We start from the raw sequence: 25,569 nt of genomic DNA, 5'->3' as shown, positions 1-25,569 counted from the left end.
TGCCATGAGAACCAGTTCCTTCGCCCTCGTCCTGCTGCGCAGGTCGCTGCACGTGCTGTTCTTCGTGCTGCTCGCGGTCGGTGTGCGCTCGGTGCCGACCGCGGTCTGCGCCGCCGTGTTGCTGGCCTGGTACCTGGTCGGGGTGTTGCTGGCGCGGCGGACGCGGCAGCGGGCCGTGGCCGTGTGGTGGCTGCTCGTGCTCACCGCGGGCTGGGTCGGGCTTGTGCTGCTGTCGGCCGACTTCGTGTGGGTGGCCTTCGCATTGATGCTGCTGCACCTGCAAATGCTGCCGATGCGACTGGCCGTCACGGCGATGGTCGGGCTGACGGCCGTTGCCGCGTTCGTGGGCGGTCAGCGGGGGTTCGCGGGCGTGCTCGGACCGGTGATCGGCGCGGGCATCGCCACCGTGATGACGATCGTCTACAAGGGACTGCGCGACGAGAGCGAGGCCAACGCCGCGCTCACCGCCGAACTCGCCGTGGCCGCCGAGCGCGAGCGCATGGCGCGCGAGATCCACGACACGGTGGCGCAGGGGCTGTCCAGCATCGTGCTGCTCCTGCAGTCGGCCAACGCGGGCGAGCACCTCGACACCGCGCTGGGCACGGCGCGGGACAGCCTGGAGCAGGCACGCCGGGTCGTGCGGGCCATGACTCCGGCCGAACTGGACGGTCGCCCGCTGGCCGACGCGCTGCGCAGGCTCGCCACCGCGCAGCGGGCGGAGTTCCTCGTGGACGGGGATCCCGTGCCGCTGGCGACCCAGGTGGAGGTGACCCTGTTGCGGGTGGCCCAGGGCGGGCTGGCCAACGTGCGGGCACACGCCGCCGCCGACCGGGTGCGGGTCACGCTGACGTACCAGCCCGGGGCGGTGAGCCTGGACGTGGTCGACGACGGACGGGGCTTCGACCCGGCCCGGCCACCGGGCAGCGCCCCGACCTCCGGCACCGGCGTGGGCCTGTCGGCGATGCGTGCCCGGCTCGCGGAGGTCGGTGGGCAGCTGGTGGTGGAGTCGGCGCCGGGTGGCGGCACGGCCCTCGGCGCGAGGATCCCGACGTGATCAGGGTGCTGCTGGTGGACGACCACCCCGTGGTGCGGGCGGGGCTGCGCGCGCTGCTCGCCGAGGCGCCCGACGTCGAGCTGGTCGGTGAGGCGGGCGACGGGCAGCGCGCCGTGGAGTTGGCGGCCCAGGCCGATGTCGTGCTGATGGACCTGCAACTGGGGCAGGGCATCGACGGGGCGGAGGCGACGCGGCGGATCTGCGCTGGCGACAGCGGGGCGCGGGTGCTCGTGCTGACCACGTACGACAGCGACGCCGACATCCTGCGCGCGATCGAGGCCGGTGCGACAGGGTACCTGCTCAAGGACACCCAGCCCGCCGAGCTGCTGCGTGCGATTCGCGGCGCGGCGAGCGGGCAGACCGTGCTGGCGCCGCTGGTGGCCTCCCGGTTGGGCGCCCGCAAACGCATGCCCGGCACGGCTTTGACCGCCCGTGAGACCGAGATCCTGCAACTGGCCGCCGAGGGCGCGAGCAACCGCGCCATCGCACGGCAGTTGTTCATCACCGAGGCGACCGTGAAGTCCCACCTGGTGCAGGTGTTCGGCAAGCTCGGCGTGGACAACCGCACGGCGGCGACCGCGGAGGGCCGCCGCCGGGGCGTCATTCGCTGAGCGCCACCACGGCCTCGACCTCCACCAGGAACTCGGGCCGGAACAGGGAAGCGACCTGCACCAGGGAACTGGCCGGGTTGGGCAGCTCGCCCAGCGAGGGCCTGATCAGTTCGTCGCGCACCGCGCGCAGTGCTGGCAGGTCGCTGACATCGGTCACGAACCAGGTGAGCTTGACGACCTCGGGCCAGTCGGCGCCCAGTTCACGCAGCACGTTGTGCAGGTTGGTCAGTGCCTGCCTGGTCTGCGCCCCGAGGTCGCCCGCGCCGACCAGCGCCCCGTCGGCGTCCACGGCGATCTGCCCGGACACGAAGGCAAGTCGGCCGGAGGCGGTAATCGCGTGTGCGTAGCCGTTACCAGGAGCTACGTTCGGTACCGAGGTGAACCGGTCGTGGATGGGCATGATCGGACCCTACCGAGGAGGTCGCCCGGTGTTGAGCCGTTTTCTGCGTGACGGTGCCGAACTGGTGCCGTTGGAGCCGTGGCAGGCCGAGGAGTTCGCCGACCACATCGAGGGCATCCGCGAGCACCTCGCGCCGTGGGTCGGGCTGGCCTGGGTCGTCATCGACGTGGACAGCGCCCGCGAGTACCTCCAGCGCTACGCCGACTCGCAGGCCGTCGACGGGGCGCGGATCTACGGCATCCGGCAGGACGGGCAACTGGTGGGCGGGGCGGTGTTCCGGGTGTTCGACGTGCGCTCGGGCAACTGCGAACTGGGTGTGTGGCTGGCGCCTTCCGCGCAGGGCCGCGGCCTGGTCACGCTGGCCGCCCAGCACATGATCGACTGGGCCTTCGACGTGCGGGGCATGGCGCGGGTGGAGTGGCGCACCGCGGTGGGCAACGACGCGAGCGCAGCCGTGGCCAAGCGGCTGGGCATGACCCTGGAGGGCGTGCTGCGCAAGGAGTACCCGATCAACGAGGAGCGCCAGGACGGGGAGTTGTGGACCCTGGTCAGCGGGGACCGGCGCCCCTGGCTGTCGGCGGCCTGACCGGGATTCGCGGGCGGCTGGGCGGGACTCGCGTGCGGCCGGGCGGGACTCGCGCGTGGCCGGGCGGGACTCGCCCGCTGGTGACCGGGATTCGCGAGCGGCCGGGCGGGACTCGCGTGCACCAGAGCGGGACTCGCGGGGTGGGGCGGCGCGTGTCGGCGCTTGCGGTACCGCGTGTCGGCGGTTCCGGTACGGCGTGTTGACAGTTCCGGTACGAAATCCCAAGCGCTGGGAGCACGTGCTCGAAGCGCCGACGCACCGTACGTGAGGCGCCGACACGCGGTGCTCGAAGCGCCGACACGCGCGGCTGGCTGGCTGGCGTGTCGGCGCCTCGGGGGGGGGGTGAGTCCCCGGCTACAGGCCTGGGTCGCGGACGGCACCCGTGGCGGCCGAGGTCGTCAGCTTGGCGTAGGCCCGCAGGGCCAGGCTCACCTTGCGCTGGCGGTCACGGGGCTGCCAGGGCCGTTCTCTGGAGTCCATCTTGGCCCGGCGCTCGGCCAGCACCTCGGGCTCCACCAGCAGTTCCAGCTTGCGCTCGTGCACGTCGATCAGCACCTGGTCCCCGTCCTCGACCAGGCCGATCGCCCCGCCGTGCGCCGCCTCGGGGGAGATGTGGCCCACCGAGATGCCCGAGGAGCCGCCGGAGAAGCGTCCGTCGGTGATCAGTGCGCACTTCTTGCCAAGGCCCGCGCCCTTGAGGAACGCCGTGGGGTGCAGCATCTCCTGCATGCCGGGGCCACCCGCCGGGCCCTCGTAGCGCACCACGAGCACCTCCCCGGGCTGGATCTGCTTGTTCAGGATGGCCGAGACGGCCTCCTCCTGGCTCTCCACCACGCGCGCCGGGCCCTGGAAGCGCCACAGCGACTCCTCGATGCCCGCGGTCTTGATCACGGCACCGGCCTCGGACAGGTTGCCGCGCAGCACGGCCAGGCCGCCGTCCTTGGTGTAGGCGTGCGCCACGTCGCGCACACACCCCCCGGCGGCGTCGGTGTCCACACTGGACCACCGGTTGCTGGTGGAGAACGCCTCCGTGGTGCGCACCCCGCCCGGCGCGGCGTGGAACAGCTCCACGGCCTGCGCCGAGGGGTTCTCGGCGCGGATGTCCCAGGTGGACAGCCACTGCTCCATGCTGGGGCTGTGCACGGTGGCCACGCCGGTGTTGAGCAGCCCGCCGCGCCACAGCTCGCCCAGGATGGCGGGGATGCCGCCGGCCCGGTGCACGTCCTCCATGTGGTAGTCGGAGTTCGGCGCCACCTTGGACAGGCAGGGCACCCGGCGGCTGATCGCCTCGATGTCGGCGAGGGTGAAGTCCACCTCACCCTCCTGGGCGGCGGCCAGGATGTGCAGCACGGTGTTGGTGGACCCGCCCATGGCCATGTCCAGCGCCATGGCGTTCTCGAAGGCCTCGCGGTTGGCGATCGAGCGCGGCAGGGCCGACTCGTCGTCCTCGCCGTACCAGCGGCGGCACAGCTCCACCACGGTCGTGCCCGCGCGCTCGAACAGTTCGCGCCGCGCCGAGTGCGTGGCCAGCGTGGACCCGTTGCCGGGCAGGGCCAGGCCGAGGGCCTCGGTGAGGCAGTTCATCGAGTTGGCGGTGAACATGCCCGAGCAGGAGCCGCAGGTCGGGCAGGCCGAGCGCTCCACGATCGACAGGCCGTCCTCGTCCACGGCGGCGTTGGCCGACGCGGAGATCGCGGTGATCAGGTCGGTGGGCGCGTGCGCGACCCCGTCCACCACCACCGCCTTGCCCGCCTCCATGGGCCCGCCGGAGACGAACACCACCGGGATGTTGATCCGCATCGCGGCGTTGAGCATGCCGGGCGTGATCTTGTCGCAGTTGGAGATGCACACCAGCGCGTCGGCCTGGTGCGCGTTGACCATGTACTCCACCGAGTCGGCGATGATCTCGCGGGAGGGCAGCGAGTAGAGCATTCCGCTGTGGCCCATGGCGATGCCGTCGTCCACCGCGATGGTGTGGAACTCCCTGGGCACCCCGCCCGCGGCGCGGATCGCCCCGGCCACGATGTCGCCGAGGTCGCGCAGGTGCACGTGACCGGGCACGAACTGGGTGTAGGAGTTGGCGATGGCCACGATCGGCTTGCCGAAGTCGCTGTCGGTCATGCCGGTCGCCCGCCACAGCGCGCGGGCACCCGCTGCGTTGCGGCCGTGGGTCGTGGTGCGGGAGCGCAGCTGAGGCACTGCCCCTCCAAAGTCCTTCAGGAACGCGAAACTGGCAGGACGCGACGGTGGGCGCGCCCGTGGTCGAACTCGGCGGTGCCCACCAGGTTACTCCGCCGCGGGCCGTTCGGCGGTCGGGTCGTCCAGGCGGCCCCCGCTGAGGGCGGCCAGCATCGGCAGGTGGCGCAGCCGCACCCCGGGCAGCGGCACCTCGCCGCCGTCGGCGCGCACGGCCGTGACCCAGCCTCGCTTGGGCAGCTTCAGCGAGGCGATCTCGGTCCAGGCCAGGGTGGTGGCCCCGAAGAGCCGGCGCGGCACCAGCCGGTTGGCGTCCACCACGGTGCGCGAGCGGATCACCCAGGCGGCCAGCGCGACCGGGATCACGTACAGCACGGCCAGGCCGGGCACGGTGGTCGCCAGTGGCGTGGCGCACAGCGCCAGGAAACCCACCGCGATCAGGCCGCTCGTGGGCACCCGGAAGATCACTCGTTGGATTGAAGGGGCTGCGGGTTCGCTCACGCCTTGATGGTCGCACTGCACTTTTCGCGTCCACCATTCGGGACAACTTTCCCGCAGAGTTGACGCCGTTCGGATCGCCGCAGTACCGTCCACTCCATGCTGCGCAACACCGGCCTCGTACTTCCGAGGCGCACCGACGCCTAGGACTGATCCGAGTCCGCGTCGGTGCGCGACCCTCGTACGACCACAGCTCGTGGTTGGCGGGGGTTTTTTCATGTCTTGACTCCACAAAACCGACCCCCCGAGGCAGCCCCGATGACCAGCGCAACCTCGCGACAGGCCCCGGTCCCAGGAGCACACACCCCGCGCCCTGGCCCACCCCCGAAACCCGCGCCGCCCAGTGGCACGCCCGTGCGCGTCTCCGGCGCCGCCTCCCTCGTCCGCTCCCTCGAGGCGGTCGGCTGCGAGGTCGTGTTCGGCATTCCCGGCGGCACGATCATGCCCGCCTACGACTCGCTGCTGGACTCCACCAAGCTGCGCCACGTGCTGGTCCGCCACGAGCAGGGGGCCGGTCACGCGGCCACCGGCTACGCGCAGGCCACCGGCCGGGTCGGCGTGTGCATGGCCACCTCGGGCCCCGGCGCCACCAACCTGGTCACCCCGCTGGCCGACGCGTACATGGACTCGGTTCCCGTGGTGGCCATCACCGGCCAGCAGACCAGGGCGCTGATCGGCACCGACGCGTTCCAGGAAGCCGACATCTGCGGCATCACCATGCCGATCACCAAGCACAACGTGCTCGTCACCGATCCCGCGGAGATCCCGCGCGCGATCGCCGAGGCGTTCCACATCGCGAGCACCGGCCGACCCGGCCCCGTGCTGGTGGACATCCCCAAGGACGTGCTCCAGGAGACCACCTCCTTCTCCTGGCCGCCCGAGCTGCGGCTGCCCGGCTACCGGCCGACCACCCGCCCGCACGGCAAGCAGGTGCGCGAGGCGGCCAAGCTGATCACCAGCGCGCACCGGCCCGTGCTGTACGTGGGCGGCGGCGTGCTCAAGGCGGGCGCCACCGAGCAGCTGCGCGAGCTGGCCGAGCTGACCGGCATCCCGGTGGTCACCACGCTGATGGCCCGCGGCGCGTTCCCCGACTCGCACCCGCAGCACCTGGGCATGCCCGGCATGCACGGCACGGTGTCCGCGGTCGCCGCCATGCAGAAGTCGGACCTGCTGATCGCGCTGGGCACCCGGTTCGACGACCGGGTCACCGGCCAGCTGTCCTCCTTCGCGCCCGAGGCCCAGGTCGTGCACGCCGACATCGACCCGGCCGAGATCTCCAAGAACCGCCGCGCCGACGTGCCGATCGTGGGTGACTGCAAGGAGATCCTGGTCGAGCTGATCGCCGCGGTGCGGGCCGAGCGGGAGCACGGCGGCACCGCCGACCTGGCCCCCTGGACCGCGCAGACCTCCGGCTGGCGGGAGAGTTTCCCGCTGGGCTACGACTGGCCCGCCGACGGGGCGCTGTCCCCGCAGTACGTCATCGAGCGGATCGGCTCCATCGCGGGCCCCGAGGCGATCTACACCGCGGGGGTCGGCCAGCACCAGATGTGGGCGGCCCAGTTCGTCAAGTACGAACGGCCCGGCACCTGGATCAACTCCGGCGGCCTTGGCACGATGGGCTTCGCGGTGCCCGCCGCGATGGGCGCCAAGTTCGGCCAGCCGGACAAGGTGGTCTGGGCCATCGACGGGGACGGCTGCTTCCAGATGACCAACCAGGAGCTGGCCACCTGCGCGATCGAGGGTGCGCCGATCAAGGTCGCCGTGATCAACAACGGCAACCTGGGCATGGTCCGCCAGTGGCAGAACCTGTTCTACAGCGAGCGCTACTCGCAGACCGACCTCGGCACGCACAAGCACCGCATCCCGGACTTCAAGCTGCTGGCCGAGGCGCTGGGCTGCGTGGGGCTGCGCTGCGAGACCCGCGAGGAGGTCGACGCCACCATCGCCAGGGCCATGGAGATCAACGACCGGCCGGTCGTGGTGGACTTCGTGGTCGGCAAGGACGCCCAGGTGTGGCCGATGGTCGCGGCGGGCACCGGCAACGACCAGATCATGGCCGCGCGTGGCATCCGCCCGCTGTTCGACGAGGACGCGTAAACCCATGAGCAAGCACACGCTGAGCGTTTTGGTGGAGAACAAGCCCGGTGTCCTGGCCAGGGTCGCCGGCCTGTTCTCCCGGCGCGGCTTCAACATCGAGTCCCTCGCCGTCGGCCCGACCGAGCACCCGGACATCTCCCGCATGACGATCGTGGTCAGCGTGGACGAGCTGCCGCTGGAGCAGGTCACCAAGCAGCTCAACAAACTGATCAACGTCATCAAGATCGTTGAGCTGGAGCCGACCGTGGCCGTGCAGCGCGAGCTGCTCCTGGTCAAGGTCCGTGCGGACGCCACGGTGCGCAGCCAGGTGCTCGAGACGGTGCAGCTGTTCCGGGCGAAGGTGGTCGACGTCTCCCCGGAGGCGCTGACCATCGAGGCGACCGGCACCGCCGACAAGCTCGACGCGCTGCTGCGGATGCTGGAGCCCTACGGCCTGCGTGAGATGGTGCAGTCCGGCATGGTCGCCATCGGACGTGGCGCCCGGTCCATCACCGCCACCGCGGCCCGCTAGTTCCCCCTCAGGAAGGAAGAACAGGAAAGACATGAGTGTCGAGACCTTCTACGACGACGACGCGGACCTCAGCATCATCCAGGGCCGCAAGGTGGCCGTCATCGGCTACGGCAGCCAGGGCCACGCGCACGCGCTGAGCCTGCGCGACTCCGGCGTCGACGTGCGTATCGGCCTGCCCGAGGGCTCCAAGTCGCGCCCCAAGGCCGAGGAGGAGGGCCTGCGCGTGCTCACCCCGGCGCAGGCCGCCGCCGAGGCCGACCTGATCATGATCCTGGCTCCGGACACCAAGCAGGCCAAGATCTACGCCGAGGACATCGCCCCGAACCTCAACGACGGGGACGCGATCTTCTTCGGGCACGGCTTCAACATCCGCTACGACCTGATCACCCCGCCGTCCACTGTGGACGTCGCGATGGTCGCGCCGAAGGGGCCGGGCCACCTGGTGCGCCGCCAGTTCGTGGACGGCAAGGGCGTGCCCTGCCTGATCGCGGTGCACCAGGACGCCACCGGCGGGGCCCAGGCGCTGGCCCTCGCCTACGCCAAGGGCATCGGCGGCAGCCGCGCCGGGGTCATCAAGACCACCTTCAAGGAGGAGACCGAGACCGACCTGTTCGGTGAGCAGGCGGTGCTCTGCGGTGGCGCCAGCGCGCTGGTGCAGACCGGTTTCGAGGTGCTCACCGAGGCGGGCTACGCCCCGGAGATCGCCTACTTCGAGGTGCTGCACGAGCTCAAGCTGATCGTGGACCTGATGTACGAGGGCGGCATCGCCAAGATGCGCTACTCCATCTCCGACACCGCCGAGTACGGGGACCTCACCCGCGGCCCGCGCGTCATCACCGCCTCGGTCAAGGAGGAGATGCGCAAGATCCTGGGCGAGATCCAGGACGGCACCTTCGCCCGCGAGTGGGTCGGTGAGGACCAGGCCGGTCGCACCACCTTCACCAAGTTGCAGAACGAGGGCGCCCAGCACCCGATCGAGGAGGTCGGCAAGAAGCTGCGCGGCCTGATGTCCTGGGTGGATCGGCCCATCACCGAAACCGCCTGAGTGACGGGATTAGGCCGTTGCGGGCGGCGAGCACCCGAGGGTGTTCGCCGCCCGTAGTCATCTACTGTCGGGGTTCATGACGGAGGAAACGGCGCCGATCTACGACGACAAGTCGCAGGTCAGGGGTGCACTGGACCTGACAGGTGCGCAGTGGCGGGTCAGCCGGTTCGCGGTGCCGGAGGACGCCAACGTGGAGATCGCCGAGATCGAGCACACCGACGGCGTGACCTACACCGTGATGCGCAACGCCGCGCACCCGGACGGGCCGGTGCTGGTGTTCACCCCGGGGGAGTGGACCGCCTTCATCGGGGGTGCCCGACTCGGTGAGTTCGAGTGGGGACGGTGAGTTACGTCCGCTTTGCGACCGAGTTAACACCGGTGCCCCGCGATGGCCGTGGACCTCGTAAAATGCGTCGTGGTCCCAGCACAGCGCCGTGCGGATGGGCCCCAGCCTGCTGCTACAGCGCTGCCTTGTCGGGCGATGCCAACCACCTTGGAGCTGTGCCGTGACCAATGCCAGTCGTCCAGTCGTCCTGATCGCCGAGAAGCTCGCCCCCTCGGTCATCGAGGTGTTCGGTGACGAGGTCGAGATCCGCCACGTGGACGGGACAGACCGCCCGGCCCTGCTCTCCGCCGTGGCCGAGGCCGACGCGCTGCTGGTGCGCTCGGCGACCAAGGTCGACGCCGAGGTGCTCGGCGCGAGCAACCGGCTCAAGGTCGTCGCCAGGGCCGGTGTTGGCCTGGACAACGTGGAGGTGCCCGCGGCCACCCAGCGCGGGGTCATGGTCGTGAACGCGCCCACCTCCAACATCACCTCGGCCGCCGAGCACGCCGTTGGCCTGCTGCTCGCGGTGGCCCGGCGCATCCCCGAGGCCAGCGCCAGCCTGCGCGCGGGCGAGTGGAAGCGCAGCGCCTACTCGGGCGTGGAGCTCAACGGCAAGACCGTCGGCGTGGTGGGCCTCGGCAAGATCGGCCAGCTGTTCGCGGCCCGGCTCGCCGCCTTCGGCACCAACCTGATCGCCTACGACCCCTACGTGGCACCGGCCCGCGCCGCCCAGCTGGGCATCGAGCTGGTCACCCTGGACGAGCTGCTGGAGCGCGCGGACGCGATCTCCATCCACCTGCCCAAGACCCCGGAGACCAAGGGGCTCATCGGCAAGGAGCAGCTGGCCCGCACCAAGAAGGGCGTCATCATCGTCAACGCCGCGCGCGGTGGCCTGATCGACGAGGCCGCGCTCGCGGAGTCCATTCGGGACGGTCACGTCGGCGGTGCCGGTGTGGACGTGTTCGAGACCGAGCCGACCACCGCCAGCCCGCTGTTCGAGCTGCCCAACGTGGTCGTCACCCCGCACCTGGGCGCCTCCACCGCCGAGGCCCAGGACCGGGCGGGCACCGACGTGGCCCGTTCGGTGCGGCTGGCCCTGCGCGGGGACTTCGTGCCCGACGCGGTGAACGTGCAGAGCGGCGGCGTGGTCGGCGAGGAGGTGCGGCCCTACCTCGGGCTGACCCAGAAGCTGGGCGTGCTGCTCTCGGCGCTGGCGGGCAAGGCGCCCTCCTCGGTGACCGTGCTGGTGCGCGGCGAACTGTCCAACGAGGACGTCACGGTGCTGCCCCTGGCGGCACTGCGCGGTGTCTTCTCGGGCATCGTCGAGGAGCAGGTCACCTTCGTGAACGCCCCCGCGCTGGCGGCGACCCTCGGCGTGGCCGTGGACCTGGTCAAGGAGCCGGAGAGCGCCAACCACCGCAGCCTGGTCACGGTGCGGGCGGGCATGGCCGACGGCACCTCGCTCAGCGTCTCCGGCACGATCAGCGGGTTGCAGGCCGTCGAGAAGCTGGTCGAGGTCAACGGCAGGCACTTCGACCTGCGCGCCGAGGGCAACGTGCTGCTGCTGGAGTACCCGGACCGCCCCGGCGTGATGGGCACCGTGGGCACCCTGCTCGGCGAGGCGGGCGTGAACGTGGAGGCCGCGCAGATCAGCCAGACCAAGGACGGGGCCGACGCCGTCATGCTGCTGCGGGTGGACCGTCCGGTGGACGCGGGCGTGGTCGGCCCGATCGGTGCCGCCGTGGGCGCGCACACCGTGCGCGCGGTCACGTTCGGCTGATCCTGGCCTGCGGGGCCGTGTTCCGGCCGGTCACGGCCCCGCACTCACCTGATCGAGTGGGTCTTACGCCAACCGGGTGTCCCGCACTTCGGGAGAGATCACCCCAGAAGCGTGTCCGAACTCCGATCAGTGGGCGAAGTACGGGTAGCCTTCGCGAATGATGGACAAGGTCCCGGCGTGGGACCTCAGCCTGGGAGGTGTGTGAATGCGGCTCGCGGTGATCCCGGGTGACGGGATCGGGCCCGAGGTGGTCGCCGAGGCACTCAAGGTGCTCGGCGAGGTGGTTCCCACTGCGGAGATCACCCGGTACGACCTCGGGGCGGCGCGGTGGCACGCCACCGGCGAGCTGCTGCCGGAGTCGGTGCTCGGTGAACTGCGCCAGCACGACGCGATCCTGCTCGGCGCGGTCGGCGATCCCTCGGTGCCCAGCGGCATCCTGGAGCGCGGGCTGCTGCTGCGCCTGCGCTTCGAACTCGACCACCACGTGAACCTGAGGCCTGCTCGCCTCTACCCCGGCGTCCGCAGCCCCATCGCGGACCCGCCGGACATCGACATGGTCGTCGTGCGCGAGGGCACCGAGGGCCTGTACGCGGGCAACGGTGGCCTGCTGCGCAAGGACACCCCCAACGAGATCGCCACCGAGGTCAGCATCAACACCTCGTTCGGCGTGGACCGGGTGGTGCGCGACGCGTTCGCCAGGGCGGCCAAGCGGCCCCGCCAGCACCTGACCCTGGTGCACAAGACCAACGTGCTGACCCACGCCGGTTCGCTGTGGTCCCGGGTCGTGGAGGAGGTGTCGCTGCAGTACCCGGACGTGACGGTCTCCTACCAGCACGTGGACTCGGCCACCATCCACATGGTGACCGACCCCGGGCGGTTCGACGTGATCGTCACCGACAACCTGTTCGGCGACATCCTCACCGACCTGGCCGCCGCGGTGACCGGCGGCATCGGGCTGGCCGCCAGCGGCAACCTCGACGTGACCCGGCGCAACCCGAGCATGTTCGAGCCGGTGCACGGCAGCGCCCCGGACATCGCCGGGCAGGGCATCGCCGACCCGACCGCCGCCGTGCTCTCGGTGGCCCTGATGCTCGACCACCTCGGTGAGTCCGAGGCGGCCCGGCGCATCGAGGCCTCGGTGGCCTTCGACCTGGCCACCCGCGACCACGCCTCGCCCGGCGCCACCTACGCGGTGGGCGACCGGCTGGCCGCACTGGTGTCCTCCAACGCCCGCGCGGGCGCCTGAGCTCGTCAATGCCATGAAAGTGCCGTTCGAGACATCTAGTGTCTCGAACGGCACTTTCATGACGACCCTCAGCGGGCCCGGTCGGCCAGTGCCCGGACCTCCGCGACGATCGCGGGCCACAGTGCGCGCGGCAGGTCCCAACCCCGCTCCCGCTTGATCCGGAGCGTGTTCTCCAGGAACTCCTCGTCCGCGGGGAACCCGGGCGAGCGCATCGCCGCCACGGCCGCGCGCATGGACGCCGCCAGGTCCGGCACCATGATCCCCTCGGGCCAGGACCGGTTGCCGATTTCCAGCGAGGAGAAGCTCATCACCGAGGTCGGGGTGCGGACCCGAGCGGGGTGTCGCACCGCGAGGAACTGCGCCACCACCCCGCCCTTCGAGATGCCCAGGACGTGCGCGTCCGCCCAGTCCAGCGCGTCGAGCATCGCCGCCGCGGCCGTGGCCCTGGCCGACGCGGAGGGCCTGGCGGCGGTGAGCATCCGCCGGGTGGCCGCGGAGGTGGGGCTGGCCCCGATGTCGCTGTACAACTACGTGCGGTGCAAGGAGGACCTGCACGAGTTGATGATCGACGCGGTGATGGGCGCCGCGGACTACCAGCGCGAGCCGGGCGGGGACTGGCGCCAGGACCTCTACGAACTGGCGAAGGTCATGCGCGAGTGGCTCTTCCGGCACCCGTGGTGGGCGGACCTTGCCGTCGGGCGGGTGTTCATCACGCCCACCGTGCTGCGGCACGCCGAACACGTGCTGCGCCTCCTGCAACCGGCGGGGTTGCCCGCGCACACCCAGTTCGAGGCCATGGTGCTGTTCGGCCGGGTGATCGTCATGCACGTGCGGGGCGAGCTCAACCCCGCGTGGACGCAGCCCGAGGAGCGCGCGCTCACCGCGATCAAGGAGGCCATGGGCAGCGGGGACTACCCGCTGTTCACCCGTTCACTGTCCTCAATGGACCTCACTGAGGACGCGGAAGACCGGTTCCGTCGGGCGCTGTACCGCCTGTTCGACGGCCTGGTTCCAGTCGCTTGAACTGCCGCACGCGCTCGGTCAGCGCCACCTCCGTGGGCAGTCGCTCCACAGAGGACGCACCGAAGAAGCCGACCACCCCGGTGGTCCGCGACAGCACGTACTCCGCGTGCTCCGGCTCGGCGATCGGGCCGCCGTGGCAGAGCACGAGCACGTCCGGGTTCACCCGTACGGCGGCGTCGCGCATCGCCTGCACCCGGTCCACCGCCTCGTCCAGGCCCAGCGCGGTGCGCGCGCCGATCGTGCCGCTGGTGGTCAGGCCCATGTGCGGAACCAGCACGTCCGCGCCCGCCTCGGCCATGCGCGCCGCCTGCTCCGGGTCGAACACGTACGGGGCGGTGAGCAGGTCCCGTTCCCTGGCGAGGCGGATCAGCTCCACCTCCAGCGCGTAGCCCATCCCGGTCTCCTCCAGGTTGGCCCGGAACGTGCCGTCGATCAGGCCCACCGTGGGGAAGTTCTGCACCCCGCAGTAGCCCATGGCTGCCAACTGGTCCAGGAACACCGGCATCAGCCGGAACGGGTCGGTGCCGCACACCCCGGCCAGCACGGGCGTGTCCCGCACCACCGGCAGCACCTCGGCCGCCATCTCCACCACGATTCCGTTGGCGTCCCCGTAGGGCATCAGCCCGGCCAGCGACCCGCGCCCGGCCATCCGGAACCTGCCCGAGTTGTAGACGATGATCAGATCCACCCCGCCCAGCTCCGCGCACTTCGCGGACAGGCCGGTGCCCGCACCCGCGCCGATCACGGAGCCCCCTCCGTCCACAGTGGAGACAAGTCGGGCGAGTGCGGTGCTGCGGTTCACGGCGACTCCCTGATCAACTCGTGCAGCCGCTCGGCCGCGGCCACGGCGAACTCGGCGTCGTTGACGTGCTGGTCCAGTTCGTGCAGCTCCACCGTGCTGGTGGCCAGCCCGGACCGCAACTGCTCGGCGAACTCGGCGTTGGCCGCCGGGTCGTGGAAGGGCCCGCCCGGCGCGTCGAGCGCGGAGAACCCCCGCTTCGGCAGGAAGAACGCGGTGGGCCCGGTGCTCGCCGAGAGCTTCGCGGCGATCCGCCTGCCCAGCTCGGCCAGCTCCGGCCCGGTGGTGCGGACCAGTGTCACGCTCGGGTTGTGCACGTGCGTGGTGCGGCCGGTGAAGCGCGCGGGCACGCTGTCCAGCGGCCCGAAGTTGACCATGTCCAGCGCGCCCGCGCTGACCACCTGCGGCACCCCGTTGCGGGCGGCCGCGGTGAGCCGCCGCGGCCCCGCGGTGAGCACCCCGCCCACCAGGTCGTCGGCCAGCTCGGTGGTGGTCAGGTCCAGGACCCCGGCCAGGAAGCCGCCGTCGGCCAGCGACTCCAGCGAGCGCCCGCCCGCGCCGGTGGCGTGGAACACCAGCACCTCGTAGCCCAGCTCCTCCAGCCGCCCACGCGCCGCGTCCACCGCCGGGGTGGTCACGCCGAACATGCTCGCCGCGACCAGCGGCCGGTCGTGCCTGCTCGGGTAGCGCTCGGACTCGTGGTAGGCCAGCGCCATGCCCGCTATCGCGGCGGCGGCGTTGCCCAGCACCCGTTCGGACACCTGGTTGATGCCCGCGATGTCCACCACCGAGTACATCATCGTGATGTCGCTGCCGCCCACGTACGGTGAGCAGTCGCCCGCGGCCATCGTGGACACCAGCAGCTTGGGCACGCCGACCGGCAGCGCCCGCATCGCGTGCGCGGCCAGCGCCGACCCGCTGGACCCGCCCACCGCGAGCACCCCGTGCAACTGCCCCTGCCGGTGCAGGTCGACCACCAGCTCCGCGGCGCCCTCGGCCATCGCGGCGATCGCCGCCCCGCGGTCCTTGTCGATGCGCAGACGGCCCAGCTGCTCGCTCACCCGTTCGCGCGGCACGTCGGCCAGCGCCCCCGGTTCGCCGAGCACCCCGGTGTCCACCAGCACCGTCTCGCAGCCCGCCACCCGCACGCGGTCGACCAGCCAGGCGTACTCCGGTCCCTTGGTGTCCAGAGTGCCCAGCAGCACCACCGTGGTCACGAGTCGTTCTCCTCCCGTTCGCAGGCAGCCCTCGTAAGCGTTCTCCGAGTGCGGTCAGAGGACCAGACCAATTCCGCCGAGGTGGACCAGATGGGCGCCGAACGGCGCAGTCATCCCAACGGGTGGGAGTTTTGGCCCGAGGCTTGGTACGGGCGGCGTGTGTGTGCGAGCATGAAAACGTGGCCCTCCACGGCATGATCATTATTCCCCCGCGCACCGGGTAGTGCTGTAGTCCAGCACCCGGTGCGCAGACCTCTTGCCTTCGCAGGGGGTCTTTTTGCTTTTCAGGGCCCGACCCCACCACCGCGAGGAGCGCGACAAGTGACCCGCACCAGTCCCGCCGCAACGCCGCTCGGCGACGGCTTCCACGTCTACGACACGACGCTGCGCGACGGGGCACAGCGCGAGGGCATCACCTACTCGGCCACCGACAAGCTGGCCGTGGCCAGACTGCTCGACGGCCTCGGGGTGGGCTTCATCGAGGGCGGCTGGCCGGGCGCGCTGCCCAAGGACACCGAGTTCTTCGCCAGGGCCGCGGCGGGGGAGCTGGAGCTGCGGCACGCCGTGCTGGTGGCCTTCGGCGCGACCCGCAAGGCGGGCGTGGCCGTGCAGGAGGACCAGCAGGTGCGCGCACTGCTGGACTCCCAGGCCCCGGTGGTCACGCTGGTGGCCAAGTCCGACCGCAGGCACATCGAGCGCGCGCTGCGCACCGACCTCGCCGAGAACTGCGCGATGGTCCGCGACACCGTGCGGTACCTGGTGTCCGAGGGCCGCCGGGTCTTCCTCGACGCCGAGCACTTCTTCGACGGCTACGCCCACGACCCGGACTGCGCGCTGCGCGTGCTGGAGTCCGCTGTGGACGGCGGCGCGGACGTGGTCGTGCTCTGCGACACCAATGGCGGGCAGCTGCCGTTGAAACTGGCGGAAACCGTCACGGAGGTCATGGCGCGTACCGGCTTCCGCGTCGGCATCCACTGTCAGGACGACACTTCCTGCGCGGTGGCCAACACGATCGCCGCGGTGCAGGCGGGCGCCAGCCACGTCCAGTGCACCGCGAACGGGTACGGGGAACGGGCGGGCAACGCCGACCTGTTCGCCGTCATCGGGAACCTCGTGACCAAGCTCGGCATGCCGGTGCTACCCACCGACTCCACCGCCGAGCTGACCCGCGTCTCCCATGCCCTCGCGGAGATCGCGAACCTCGCCCCCGACACCCACCAGGCCTACGTCGGGGCCTCGGCCTTCGCCCACAAGGCGGGGCTGCACGCGAGCGCGATCAAGGTGGATCCGGAGCTGTACAACCACATCGATCCGGTCACCGTCGGCAACGGCATGCGGGTCCTGGTCACCGAGATGGCCGGTCGGGCGAGCCTGGAGCTCAAGGGACGTGAGCTCGGGCTCGACCTGACCGGTCAGGAGGCGGCGGTCGGCTCCGCCGTGCGCAGGGTCAAGGAGCTGGAGGCCAAGGGCTGGTCCTTCGAGGCGGCCGACGCCTCGCTGGAGCTGCTGCTGCGCGCCGAGCTGTCCGAAGTGGACGAACCGCCGTTCACCCTGGAGTCCTACCGGGTGCTGCTGGACCACCGCCCGGACGGGGAGGTCGTGTCCGAGGCCACGGTCAAGGTGCACGTCGGTGGGGAGCGGGTGATCGCCACCGCCGAGGGCAACGGCCCGGTGCACGCCCTGGACGCCGCGCTGCGCAAGGCACTGCTGCCGCACCTGTCCTGGATGGACACCGTGGAGCTGGCCGATTACAAGGTGCGCATACTGACAGACCACGCCGGGACCGACGCGGTGACCAGGGTCCTGGTCGAGTCCACCGACGGGGAACGCGAGTGGGTCACCGTGGGTGTGCACGGCAACATCGTCGAGGCCAGCTGGCTCGCGCTGTGTGACGCTCTCGCGCACAAGGCGCTGCGGGTCCGCCAGGTGGCCGCGGGCGGCTAAGTTGGTCAGGTGCGCTTCGCTCGTATCTCTCACTCGGAAGGGGCGTCCTTCGTCGCCATCGGTGGCGAGCCGGACAGCCTGATCGCTGCCGAACTCGCCACCTCGGTGTTCGAGGACCCCAAGTTCACCGGCCGCACCTGGCCGCTGGCCTCCGTCCAGCTGCTGGCCCCGATCCGCCCGTCCAAGGTGGTGTGCGTTGGCAAGAACTACGCCGACCACGCCAGGGAGATGGGCGGTGAGGCGCCCGCCGACCCGGTCATCTTCATGAAACCGTCCACCTCGGTGATCGGCCCGGACGCCACCATCGTGCTGCCCCGCGAGTCCTCGCGGGTGGACTTCGAGGGCGAGCTGGCCGTGGTCATCGGTGGGCTGCCCTGCAAGGACGTCAAGGCGGAGGACGCCGCCTCGGTGATCCTGGGCTACACCATCGCCAACGACGTCACCGCCCGCGACCAGCAGAAGCAGGACGGGCAGTGGACCAGGGCCAAGGGGCACGACACGTTCTGCCCGCTCGGCCCGTGGATCGAGACCAGCCTCGACCCCTCCGACCTGGAGATCCGCACCGAGCTGGACGGTGAGCTCAAGCAGGACTCGCGGACCTCCGAGCTGCTGCACGGGGTGGGCGAGCTGATCGAGTGGATCACCCGCTCGATGACCCTGCTGCCCGGGGACGTCATCCTCACCGGCACGCCCGCCGGGGTCGGTCCGCTGGCCGAGGGCCAGTCCGTCTCGGTCAGCGTGGAGGGCATCGGCACCCTGACCAACAAGGTCGCGCTGGCCTAACCGGACTGGGCGGCCCGGCGGGTGCCACCGTCGGCCGGTCGGCCCAACTTCGCGGGTACCGGCCCTCCGGCGGCTTCCGGAGGTGAACCGCGGCGTGCTATCCCGCGTTGACGCGGATTGCGAAACCGTCCAGGTCAGCAATCTGCGTCAACGCCGCCGCGGAGGTGATCGATGGAGATCGGCGATCCGGCAAGGGTCCTTCTGGTCGACGCGTCGCAGCTGATCACCGAGGGACTGCGGATCAGCTTGCAGCGCACGCGGCGCTTCCGGGTGGTCGGTGTGGCGCACACCTCCGCCGAGGCGCTGCGCTGCCTGCGCGGGCTGCTCGTCGACCTCGTGATCACCGACCTGTGCGTGCCGGGAGGCGGGCCGCTGCGCACCGTGCGCGACGTGCGCGAACACCGGCCCACGGCGCGCACGGCGGTGGTCAGCGAGATGGACAGCCCCGAATGGGCCAAGGCGGCACTGGAGGAGGGGGCCTCCGCTTACCTGCTCAAGACCACCCCGCTGCGCGAGCTGCTGCCCGCGTTCGCCGAGGTGCTCACCGGCACCGACACCCTGCCCGACCCGAGGCTGGGCGGGTTGGTGAGCCCGCCAGCGGAGCTGCCGCCGCACACGGGGCTTCCCCAGCTGTCCGCCCGTGAGTTCGACGTGCTGGCCGAGATGCTCAAGGGGCTGGACAACACCAGCATCGGCCGCCACCTGTTCATCAGCACCGACACCGTGAAGACCCACGTGAAGGCGATCCTGCGCAAACTCGGCGCACGGGACCGGGCCCAGGTCGTCGCCATGGTCCTCAGCGGCCGCGTCCCGCACTGACTCCCGCTCTGGGGCCCGCGAGTCCCGTCCACCGGCGCGCGAGTCCCGTTCTGCCGCGGGCGAGTCCCGCGCAGGGCACCGCGTGTCGGCGTTTCCCGTGCGGTGTGTCGGCGCAACACGCCGTCCCGGAACGTCCGACACGCGGTACCGGAAGCGCCGACACGCGCTGGGGCCGCACCCGGTGAGTCCTCAGCGGCGGGCGAACCCGGGGGCGTGCTCGGGGCGGACGCCGATCGCCATCAGGTAGGCGGGCAGGATGCCCAGCGCCGGGAACTTCGCCAGCACCCGCAGCGGCAACGGCGCCCGCTGGCCACCAGCGATGTCCATCCGCCCCTGCAAGGCGGGCCTGATGGCCTTGTCGTGCAGCAGGCGCTGCATGCCCTGGGTGATCACGGTGGCCGGCTTGCGACGGCGCTGCACCTTGGCCAGGTCGGCGGTCGTCACCGTGCCCCGGCGCAGCGGTCCGGCCAGCAGTCGTGCCGTGGCAACGGCGTCCTGCACCGCCAGGTTGATGCCGACCCCGCCGACCGGTGACATGGCGTGCGCCGCGTCGCCGATGCACAGCAGGCCCTCGTCGAACCACTTGTCCAGCCGGTCCAGCTTGACGTCCAGCAGCTTGACCTCGTCCAGCGACTCGACGGCGTCCAGCCGGTCGGCCAGCCACGGCGCGATTCCCGCGATGCTGTCCCGCAGCGACCGCACGCCCTCCTCGCGCCAGCGCGCGTCGCTGCCCTTCTCGATCAGGAACGCGATCTGGAAGTAGTCGCCGCGGTCGATGTAGATCAGCATCCGGTTGGCGCCGATGACCCCGCCGAGGCCCCGCCGGTCGGCCTCGGTGCGTGGCAGCCGGAACCACCAGCAGTCCATCGGCACCTGCCACGAGTGGATGCCCAGGCCCTTGGCCGCGCGCAGCAGCGAGCCGCGCCCGTCGCAGGCCACCGTGAGGTCGGCGGCGATCTCGCCGGTCTGGCCGTCCCTGGTGCGGTAGGCGACCCCGGTGACCCGGCCCCCGTCGGTGATCAGGCCGGTGGCCTCGGTGTTCATCCGCAGGTGGAAGCCCGGCTCGGCGTTGGCCGCCTCGGCGAGCATGTCCAGGAAGTCCCACTGCGGCACCATCGCGATGTGCTTGTGCTTGCCTGGCAACCTCGTCAGGTCCACCGGCAGGGTCGTGTCGGTGCCCACCGGCAGTCCCAGTTCCGTCACCTTCTGGTGCGGCACCTTCGCGAACGCCTCACCCAGCCCCAGTTCGTCCAGCAGGTTCAGCGTCGAGGCGTGCACCGTGTCGCCGCGGAAGTCGCGCAGGAAGTCGCCGTGCTTCTCCAGCACCGTCACGTCAACGCCCGCCCGCGCCAGCAGCAGCCCCAGCACCATGCCCGCAGGGCCGCCACCCACCACACAACACGTCGTCCTGTCCATCTCGACCCCTCTTTTCAACACTCGTTGAATAAGCTCAGGATGCTCCTGAGACAGGTCGAGGTCAAGCCGGTTCACCCGGTCCGCGTCGAGGGCGCCGACGCCGCCCGCGGAGCGGACCTGCTCTCCGTCACGCTCGGCAGATCCCGCTGCGCACGGTGCTCTCCGCGGCGCGGTCGATCATTGCTTTTCTGTCACCCGTGAGGAGGAATTCACCCCGAAGGTGGGTTCGGCTGCGAAGGCGCTTGGTGCCGACGCCCGGGCGGTGCTGGCGGCCTCCATCCAGGCGCTGACGGCCCTGCCGGAGGGGACCGCCGCGGGTGTCGAGGGGGTCCTCGTCGACGGCGTGGGGCTCAAGCGGTGCAAGGCATTCGCCCCGGTCAGGGTGGCTGTGGCCGGTCGCACTGTGTCACCGCTGCTCTACGAGTCGATGGTCCTGCTGGGGCGCGAACGTTCGCTGGACCGGCCCAACCGCGTACTGGAATCGAACATCGGCGGAGAGTGACCGCAACTCGGCCGCAGGATCACCTTGTTAGCCGAATCGCCGACCTGCTTCGCACACCTAGCCTCACCTGGTGACATCCGTTCTCCCCGCTGTTCCCGCACAGAAGACCGCCGAAATCCGAGCAGTTTGCCTGGACATCGACGACACGCTGATTGACTACGGCGGTTCGGTGAGATCGGTGTTGAGCGCGATGATCGGCCGCGATGACGCTTGGCTGGCCTGGCAGCGCACGACCGACGAGCACGTGGCGCGGGTCATCTCGGGCGAGTGCGACTACGACACCATGCGCCGCGAGCGCACCAGGGCCTTCTTCGCCGACCTCGGGGAGTGCCTGGACGACGCGGAGGTCGACCGCAGGGAGCAGTACCGGCTGGACGCGATGGAGCAGTCCTGGCGGGTGTTCGAGGACACACTCCCCTGCCTGGACTGGCTGCGCGCCACCGGCATCAAGGTGGCCGCCGTGACCAACGCCTCGGGGCCCCATCAGCGCGCGAAGATCGCCGCGGTGGGGCTTTCCGAGTTCTTCGACGAGGTCGTCATCGCAGGTGAGCTCGGGGTTGCCAAACCCGATCCCGCCATCTTCCGCACCGCCTGTCTCGACCTGGGCGTGGACCTGGCCGAGACCGTGCACGTGGGTGACCGGCTCGATCTGGATGCCATCGGCGCCCGCGACGCGGGAATGCACGGGGTGTGGCTGAACCGGACGGGCGAGTCGGGTCCTGCGCCTTCGGGCGTATCGACCATCAGCAGTCTGGCGGAGCTGCCCGAGCTGATCGTGTGCGAGCTGTCCGGCGGCGTCTGCTGAGCCTCTGACCAGCGCAGTCGGCCCACGTGGGGGGTCGATTTCGTGTTCTGGCCACTCATGGTCTAGTATTCATTCCGGCAGCACGGAGAGGCCACGGGCAAGAGAGCTGGACAGCCCAAAGCTGATCAGAATGCCATTGGGGTATGGTGTAATTGGCAGCACGACTGATTCTGGTTCAGTTAGTCTAGGTTCGAGTCCTGGTACCCCAGCACTGGACAACCCCCGGTGCAAGGTCCTCCCGAGGATCTGCTAAGGTAAGTCCAGTAAGAGAAAGTCCTGGCCCCGTCGTCTAGCGGCCTAGGACGCCGCCCTCTCAAGGCGGTAGCGCGGGTTCGAATCCCGTCGGGGCTACAGAGTGTGAGAGCTCTGGGTGGCATTGCTACCCAGAGCTCTTTCGCTTTTTGGGTCTGTCAGGCCCTTGTCCGGGGCGTGGGGTCATGAAGGTGCCCTTTGGGACGGTCAGTGTCATGAACGGCACTTTCATGACCGTGGTCGACGGCAGAGCGGGACTGGTGCTCCCCTGATCGCTGTTACTTGCCCGCGCCAGGGTGGGGTTCGTTGTCCCCGGAGCCGGGCTTGCGCGCCACTACTGGCGCGTCGCGCATCGTTGACCTGGTATCCGGTCCGAGCCGAGGCTGCGGTGTCTTGAAAGTGCCGTTCAGGGCATCCAGTGTCCTGAACGGCACTTTCAGGACATGGCCCGCGTCGGCGAGCGTGGCTGGGTGGTCGTCGGCGAGACACGGTCAAGGTTCCGCGCCGAGCTACTGGCCGGGACTCGCGCGTGGTAGGGCGGGGTTCGCCGTCACTGGGCCGGGACTCGCCGTCCCTGAAGCGGGACTTGCGCGCTACTAGCCGGGACTCGCCCGCCTCAAGCCGGGACTCGTCGTCCCCAGAGCGGGACTCGCGTGCGGCTGGGCGGGACTCGTGTGCCTCAGGCCGGGACTCGCCCGCCTCAGGCCGGGGCTCGTCGTCGCCGGGCTGGGGCGAGTGCGGCCCCAGCCCGGGGTTTGGCGGTGGGGTCAGAGGCGGTTCTGGAGGGCCTCGGCGGCGGCGAGCAGGTCGGCGGCCCAGCGGCCACCGGGTCGGCGGCCCATGCGGTCCACGGGGCCGGAAACGGAGACGGCGGCGATGACCACACCGCTGGAGTCGCGCACGGGTGCGGACACGCTGGCGACACCGGGCTCGCGCTCGCCGACGCTCTGCGCCCAGCCGCGCCGGCGCACCTCCAACAGGGTGCGCTCGCCGAACAGCGCCTCGGTCAGCAGTGAGCGCTGGGTCGCGGGGTCCGCCCACGCGGCGAGCACCTTGGCCCCGGACCCGGCGGTCATCGGCAACCGCGCGCCGACCGGCACGGTGTCCCGCAGGCCGCTCGGCGGTTCCGCCGCGGCCACGCAGATCCGCTGCATCCCGTCGCGCCGGTAGAGCTGCACGCTCTCCCCGGTGATGTCGCGCAGCCTCGGCAGCACGGCGGAGGCCGCGTCGAGCAACGGATCGGTGGCGCCACCGGCGAGTTCGGCCAGCGCCGCGCCGGGACGCCACCGGCCGTCGGATCCGCGGCGCAGCAAGCGGTGCACCTCAAGGCCGACGGCGAGCCGGTGCGCGGTGGCGCGCGGCAGACCGGTTCGCGTGCAGAGCTCGGCGAGCCCGCACGGATCCTTCGCCACCGCGCTGAGCACGGCCACGGCCTTGTCCAGAACTCCGATCCCGCTATGCTGTCCCACGTCGCGATACTAGCTTCCCGACATGTGGGAAGTCCAGATCCGCGAAATCCTGGGCAGCACTCGGAGGAGCAATGGGCCGCACGCTGGCGGAGAAAGTGTGGGACGCGCACCTGGTGCGCAAGGGCGACGGAGCAGAGCCCGATCTCATCTACATCGACCTGCACCTGGTGCACGAGGTCACCAGCCCACAGGCGTTCGACGGGCTCCGGCTCGCGGGGCGGCCGGTGCGCAGGCCGGACCTGACCATCGCCACCGAGGACCACAACGTGCCCACGGTCGGCATCGACCTGCCGATCGCCGACCCGGTGTCGCGCACCCAGGTGGAGACGCTTCGCCGCAACTGCGCGGAGTTCGGCGTGCGGCTGCACCCGATGGGCGATGTGGAGCAGGGCATCGTGCACGTGGTCGGTCCGCAGCTGGGCCTGACCCAGCCCGGCATGACGGTGGTGTGCGGGGACAGCCACACCTCCACGCACGGCGCGTTCGGCTCGATCGCCTTCGGCATCGGCACCTCCGAGGTGGAGCACGTGCTGGCCACGCAGACCCTGCCGCTGCGCCCCTTCAAGACGATGGCGATCAACGTCGAGGGGGAGCTGCGGCCCGGGGTCACCGCCAAGGACGTGATCCTCGCGGTGATCGCGAAGATCGGCACCGGCGGCGGCCAGGGCTACATCCTGGAGTACCGGGGCAGCGCGATCCGCGCGCTGTCCATGGAGGCCCGGATGACCGTGTGCAACATGTCGATCGAGGCGGGCGCACGGGCCGGCATGATCGCGCCGGACGAGACGACCTTCGAGTACCTCAAGGGCCGCCCGCACGCCCCGCGTGGCGCGGACTGGGACACCGCGGTGGAGTACTGGCGCTCGCTGGGCACCGATGCCGACGCGGAGTTCGACACCGAGGTGCACATCGACGCGGACAGCCTCACCCCGTTCGTCACCTGGGGCACCAACCCGGGGCAGGGCCTGCCGCTGGGCGAGCGGGTGCCCGACCCGGAGCAGTTCGGTGACGACAACGCGAAGGTGGCCGCGGAGAAGGCCCTGGCCTACATGGGCCTGACCCCGGGTACCCCGCTGCGCGAGATCCACGTGGACACGGTCTTCCTGGGCTCCTGCACCAACGGGCGCATCGAGGACCTGCGGGCCGCCGCGGAGGTGTTGCGCGGCAGGCAGGTGGCCCAGCAGGTGCGCATGCTCGTCGTGCCGGGCTCGATGCGCGTGCGCGCACAGGCCGAAGCCGAAGGGCTGCACGAGGTGTTCACGCAGGCCGGGGCCGAGTGGCGGTCGGCGGGCTGCTCGATGTGCCTGGGTATGAACCCCGACCAGCTCGCGCCCGGTGAGCGCAGCGCGTCGACCTCCAACCGCAACTTCGAGGGCAGGCAGGGCAAAGGCGGGCGGACCCATCTGGTCTCCCCGCTGGTGGCCGCGGCGACTGCCGTGCGCGGAACCCTGTCCTCGCCCGAGGACCTGGACTGAAAGGCGCCTGAGCAGACATGGAACCCTTCACCAGCCACACCGGGGTCGGCGTGCCGCTGCGCCGGTCCAACGTGGACACCGACCAGATCATCCCGGCCGTCTACCTCAAGCGGGTCACCCGCACCGGGTTCGAGGACGGGCTGTTCGCCGCCTGGCGCGCCGACGAGCACTTCGTGCTCAACGCCGAGCCCTACCGCGCGGGCAGCGTTCTGGTCGCGGGCCCGGACTTCGGCACCGGCTCCTCGCGGGAGCACGCCGTGTGGGCGCTGATGGACTACGGCTTCCGGGTGGTCATCTCCGCCCGGTTCGCCGACATCTTCCGGGGTAACGCGGGCAAGCAGGGCCTGGTGGCCGCTCAGTGTGAGCAGGCCGACATCGAGTTGTTGTGGAAGCTGCTGGAGAACGAGCCGGGCACCGAGGTCACGGTCGATCTGGCGGCGAAGGTGGTCCGCGCCAAGGACTTCTCCGCGCCCTTCTTCATCGACGACTACACCCGTTGGCGGCTGCTGGAAGGACTGGACGACATCGGCCTGACCTTGCGAAACGTCGCCGAGATCGACGGTTTCGAAGCCGCACGGCCAAGTTGGCTGCCGACAACGAACCCCGTCGTGACCGGCTGATCGAGGGCCGCCGGATTCCTGCTGCGGCAGGCATTCCGGCGGCCTCTCAGACTCTCCCTCGCCGCTGCCGAATCGGGGTTTGTGTCCCCCAGAGGA

At 70.8% G+C, this 25,569-nt stretch carries 24 protein-coding genes, 2 tRNA genes and 1 pseudogene; 19 read left to right on the top strand and 8 right to left on the bottom strand.

Features of this window, described 5'->3' with window-relative positions; all coding sequences use genetic code 11:
- The first annotated feature begins 4 nt into the window (after positions 1-4).
- Both KALB_RS36475 and KALB_RS36470 read left to right on the top strand, forming a co-directional pair.
- On the top strand, positions 5-1,054 hold the full coding sequence (locus tag KALB_RS36475; RefSeq protein ID WP_025360618.1) for a sensor histidine kinase: 1,050 nt from the start codon (positions 5-7) through the stop codon (positions 1,052-1,054).
- Complete coding sequence (locus KALB_RS36470) at positions 1,051-1,665, top strand: response regulator (protein ID WP_025360617.1); 615 nt, start codon at positions 1,051-1,053, stop codon at positions 1,663-1,665. The genes KALB_RS36475 and KALB_RS36470 overlap by 4 nt, the downstream gene beginning before the upstream one ends.
- Here the strand turns inward: KALB_RS36470 and KALB_RS36465 are convergent.
- Positions 1,655-2,065, bottom strand: coding sequence for a RidA family protein (locus KALB_RS36465; protein WP_025360616.1), 411 nt, complete (start codon positions 2,063-2,065; stop codon positions 1,655-1,657). The two genes, KALB_RS36470 and KALB_RS36465, sit on opposite strands and share 11 nt — an antisense overlap.
- Before the next feature lie 28 nt (positions 2,066-2,093).
- On the opposite strand from KALB_RS36465, the gene KALB_RS36460 reads away from it, so the two are divergent.
- Positions 2,094-2,651 carry a GNAT family N-acetyltransferase gene (locus tag KALB_RS36460; RefSeq protein ID WP_025360615.1) on the top strand — a complete coding sequence of 186 codons (558 nt, stop codon included), beginning with the start codon at positions 2,094-2,096 and terminating at the stop codon, positions 2,649-2,651.
- Positions 2,652-3,005: 354 nt separating this feature from the next.
- Here KALB_RS36460 and ilvD read toward each other — a convergent pair whose 3' ends face one another.
- Both ilvD and KALB_RS47935 read right to left on the bottom strand, forming a co-directional pair.
- A complete protein-coding gene (gene ilvD / locus KALB_RS36455) occupies positions 3,006-4,850 on the bottom strand; it encodes a dihydroxy-acid dehydratase (RefSeq protein ID WP_025360614.1) in 1,845 nt (614 codons plus the stop codon).
- Positions 4,851-4,937: 87 nt separating this feature from the next.
- Positions 4,938-5,315, bottom strand: a complete 378-nt coding sequence (locus KALB_RS47935; protein WP_025360613.1) for a PH domain-containing protein — start codon at positions 5,313-5,315, stop codon at positions 4,938-4,940.
- 384 nt (positions 5,316-5,699) lie between these two features.
- Between KALB_RS47935 and KALB_RS36445 the strand changes: the two genes are divergently transcribed.
- The 6 genes from KALB_RS36445 to KALB_RS36420 all read left to right on the top strand — a co-directional run bounded on the left by KALB_RS36445 (position 5,700) and on the right by KALB_RS36420 (position 12,349).
- Positions 5,700-7,442 carry an acetolactate synthase large subunit gene (locus KALB_RS36445; RefSeq protein WP_025360612.1) on the top strand — a complete coding sequence of 581 codons (1,743 nt, stop codon included), beginning with the start codon at positions 5,700-5,702 and terminating at the stop codon, positions 7,440-7,442.
- A 4-nt stretch (positions 7,443-7,446) separates the two neighbouring features.
- A complete protein-coding gene (gene ilvN, locus KALB_RS36440) occupies positions 7,447-7,953 on the top strand; it encodes an acetolactate synthase small subunit (RefSeq protein ID WP_025360611.1) in 507 nt (168 codons plus the stop codon).
- 31 nt (positions 7,954-7,984) lie between these two features.
- Positions 7,985-8,998, top strand: a complete 1,014-nt coding sequence (gene ilvC / locus KALB_RS36435) for a ketol-acid reductoisomerase (RefSeq protein ID WP_025360610.1) — start codon at positions 7,985-7,987, stop codon at positions 8,996-8,998.
- A gap of 76 nt (positions 8,999-9,074) precedes the next feature.
- Positions 9,075-9,344, top strand: coding sequence for a DUF397 domain-containing protein (locus KALB_RS36430; protein WP_025360609.1), 270 nt, complete (start codon positions 9,075-9,077; stop codon positions 9,342-9,344).
- A 160-nt stretch (positions 9,345-9,504) separates the two neighbouring features.
- On the top strand, positions 9,505-11,103 hold the full coding sequence (gene serA, locus KALB_RS36425; protein WP_025360608.1) for a phosphoglycerate dehydrogenase: 1,599 nt from the start codon (positions 9,505-9,507) through the stop codon (positions 11,101-11,103).
- A gap of 205 nt (positions 11,104-11,308) precedes the next feature.
- Complete coding sequence (locus KALB_RS36420; protein ID WP_025360607.1) at positions 11,309-12,349, top strand: 3-isopropylmalate dehydrogenase; 1,041 nt, start codon at positions 11,309-11,311, stop codon at positions 12,347-12,349.
- Positions 12,350-12,417: 68 nt separating this feature from the next.
- On the opposite strand, the gene KALB_RS47930 is transcribed toward KALB_RS36420, so the two are convergent.
- Entirely contained in the window at positions 12,418-12,876 is a 459-nt protein-coding gene (locus KALB_RS47930; protein WP_158510875.1) for an alpha/beta fold hydrolase, read from the bottom strand.
- Here KALB_RS47930 and KALB_RS47925 point away from each other — a divergent pair.
- The gene (locus KALB_RS47925; RefSeq protein WP_051913304.1) at positions 12,788-13,372 is read left to right on the top strand and encodes a TetR/AcrR family transcriptional regulator; all 585 of its coding nucleotides are present in this window, start codon (positions 12,788-12,790) and stop codon (positions 13,370-13,372) included. The genes KALB_RS47930 and KALB_RS47925 overlap by 89 nt on opposite strands.
- Here KALB_RS47925 and KALB_RS36405 read toward each other — a convergent pair.
- Together KALB_RS36405 and KALB_RS36400 are read right to left on the bottom strand one after the other, a co-directional pair.
- Complete coding sequence (locus KALB_RS36405; RefSeq protein ID WP_025360604.1) at positions 13,299-14,174, bottom strand: phosphoenolpyruvate hydrolase family protein; 876 nt, start codon at positions 14,172-14,174, stop codon at positions 13,299-13,301. The two genes, KALB_RS47925 and KALB_RS36405, sit on opposite strands and share 74 nt — an antisense overlap.
- A complete protein-coding gene (locus KALB_RS36400; protein ID WP_025360603.1) occupies positions 14,171-15,388 on the bottom strand; it encodes a Tm-1-like ATP-binding domain-containing protein in 1,218 nt (405 codons plus the stop codon). Before KALB_RS36400 ends, KALB_RS36405 begins: the two co-directional genes overlap by 4 nt.
- Positions 15,389-15,709: 321 nt before the next feature.
- Between KALB_RS36400 and cimA the strand changes: the two genes are divergently transcribed.
- The 3 genes from cimA (at position 15,710) to KALB_RS36385 (ending at position 18,934) form a co-directional block, all read left to right on the top strand.
- Positions 15,710-17,332, top strand: coding sequence for a citramalate synthase (gene cimA / locus KALB_RS36395; RefSeq protein WP_025360602.1), 1,623 nt, complete (start codon positions 15,710-15,712; stop codon positions 17,330-17,332).
- Positions 17,333-17,341: 9 nt separating this feature from the next.
- Entirely contained in the window at positions 17,342-18,115 is a 774-nt protein-coding gene (locus KALB_RS36390) for a fumarylacetoacetate hydrolase family protein (protein ID WP_025360601.1), read from the top strand.
- A 171-nt stretch (positions 18,116-18,286) separates the two neighbouring features.
- Positions 18,287-18,934, top strand: coding sequence for a LuxR C-terminal-related transcriptional regulator (locus KALB_RS36385; protein ID WP_025360600.1), 648 nt, complete (start codon positions 18,287-18,289; stop codon positions 18,932-18,934).
- Positions 18,935-19,123: 189 nt separating this feature from the next.
- On the opposite strand, the gene KALB_RS36380 is transcribed toward KALB_RS36385, so the two are convergent.
- Positions 19,124-20,350: an FAD-dependent oxidoreductase gene (locus KALB_RS36380; RefSeq protein ID WP_025360599.1), complete on the bottom strand. Its 1,227-nt coding sequence runs from the start codon at positions 20,348-20,350 to the stop codon at positions 19,124-19,126.
- Positions 20,351-20,555: 205 nt separating this feature from the next.
- On the opposite strand from KALB_RS36380, the pseudogene KALB_RS36375 reads away from it, so the two are divergent.
- From KALB_RS36375 to KALB_RS36360, 4 genes and pseudogenes are all read left to right on the top strand, one after another.
- Positions 20,556-20,852 (top strand): annotated as a pseudogene (locus KALB_RS36375) (glutamate--tRNA ligase); the annotation flags it as partial.
- Between the two features lie 70 nt (positions 20,853-20,922).
- On the top strand, positions 20,923-21,657 hold the full coding sequence (locus KALB_RS36370) for an HAD family hydrolase (RefSeq protein ID WP_025360597.1): 735 nt from the start codon (positions 20,923-20,925) through the stop codon (positions 21,655-21,657).
- A gap of 137 nt (positions 21,658-21,794) precedes the next feature.
- Positions 21,795-21,866: transfer RNA gene (locus KALB_RS36365), tRNA-Gln, on the top strand.
- Between the two features lie 69 nt (positions 21,867-21,935).
- A tRNA-Glu gene (locus KALB_RS36360) sits at positions 21,936-22,008 on the top strand.
- A gap of 668 nt (positions 22,009-22,676) precedes the next feature.
- Here KALB_RS36360 and KALB_RS36355 read toward each other — a convergent pair.
- On the bottom strand, positions 22,677-23,378 hold the full coding sequence (locus KALB_RS36355; protein ID WP_081789697.1) for an IclR family transcriptional regulator: 702 nt from the start codon (positions 23,376-23,378) through the stop codon (positions 22,677-22,679).
- A gap of 71 nt (positions 23,379-23,449) precedes the next feature.
- Between KALB_RS36355 and leuC the strand changes: the two genes are divergently transcribed.
- Together leuC and leuD are read left to right on the top strand one after the other, a co-directional pair.
- A complete protein-coding gene (leuC, locus tag KALB_RS36350) occupies positions 23,450-24,853 on the top strand; it encodes a 3-isopropylmalate dehydratase large subunit (RefSeq protein ID WP_025360595.1) in 1,404 nt (467 codons plus the stop codon).
- 17 nt (positions 24,854-24,870) lie between these two features.
- Complete coding sequence (gene leuD, locus KALB_RS36345; protein WP_025360594.1) at positions 24,871-25,473, top strand: 3-isopropylmalate dehydratase small subunit; 603 nt, start codon at positions 24,871-24,873, stop codon at positions 25,471-25,473.
- Positions 25,474-25,569: the final 96 nt, after the last annotated feature.

The sequence above is a fragment of the Kutzneria viridogrisea DSM 43870 genome, from assembly GCF_000525635.1.
Taxonomy (GTDB): Bacteria; Actinomycetota; Actinomycetes; order Mycobacteriales; family Pseudonocardiaceae; genus Kutzneria; species Kutzneria viridogrisea.
Note: the sequence above shows the minus strand (reverse complement) of the source record. Positions and strands in the feature narration are given on the sequence as shown.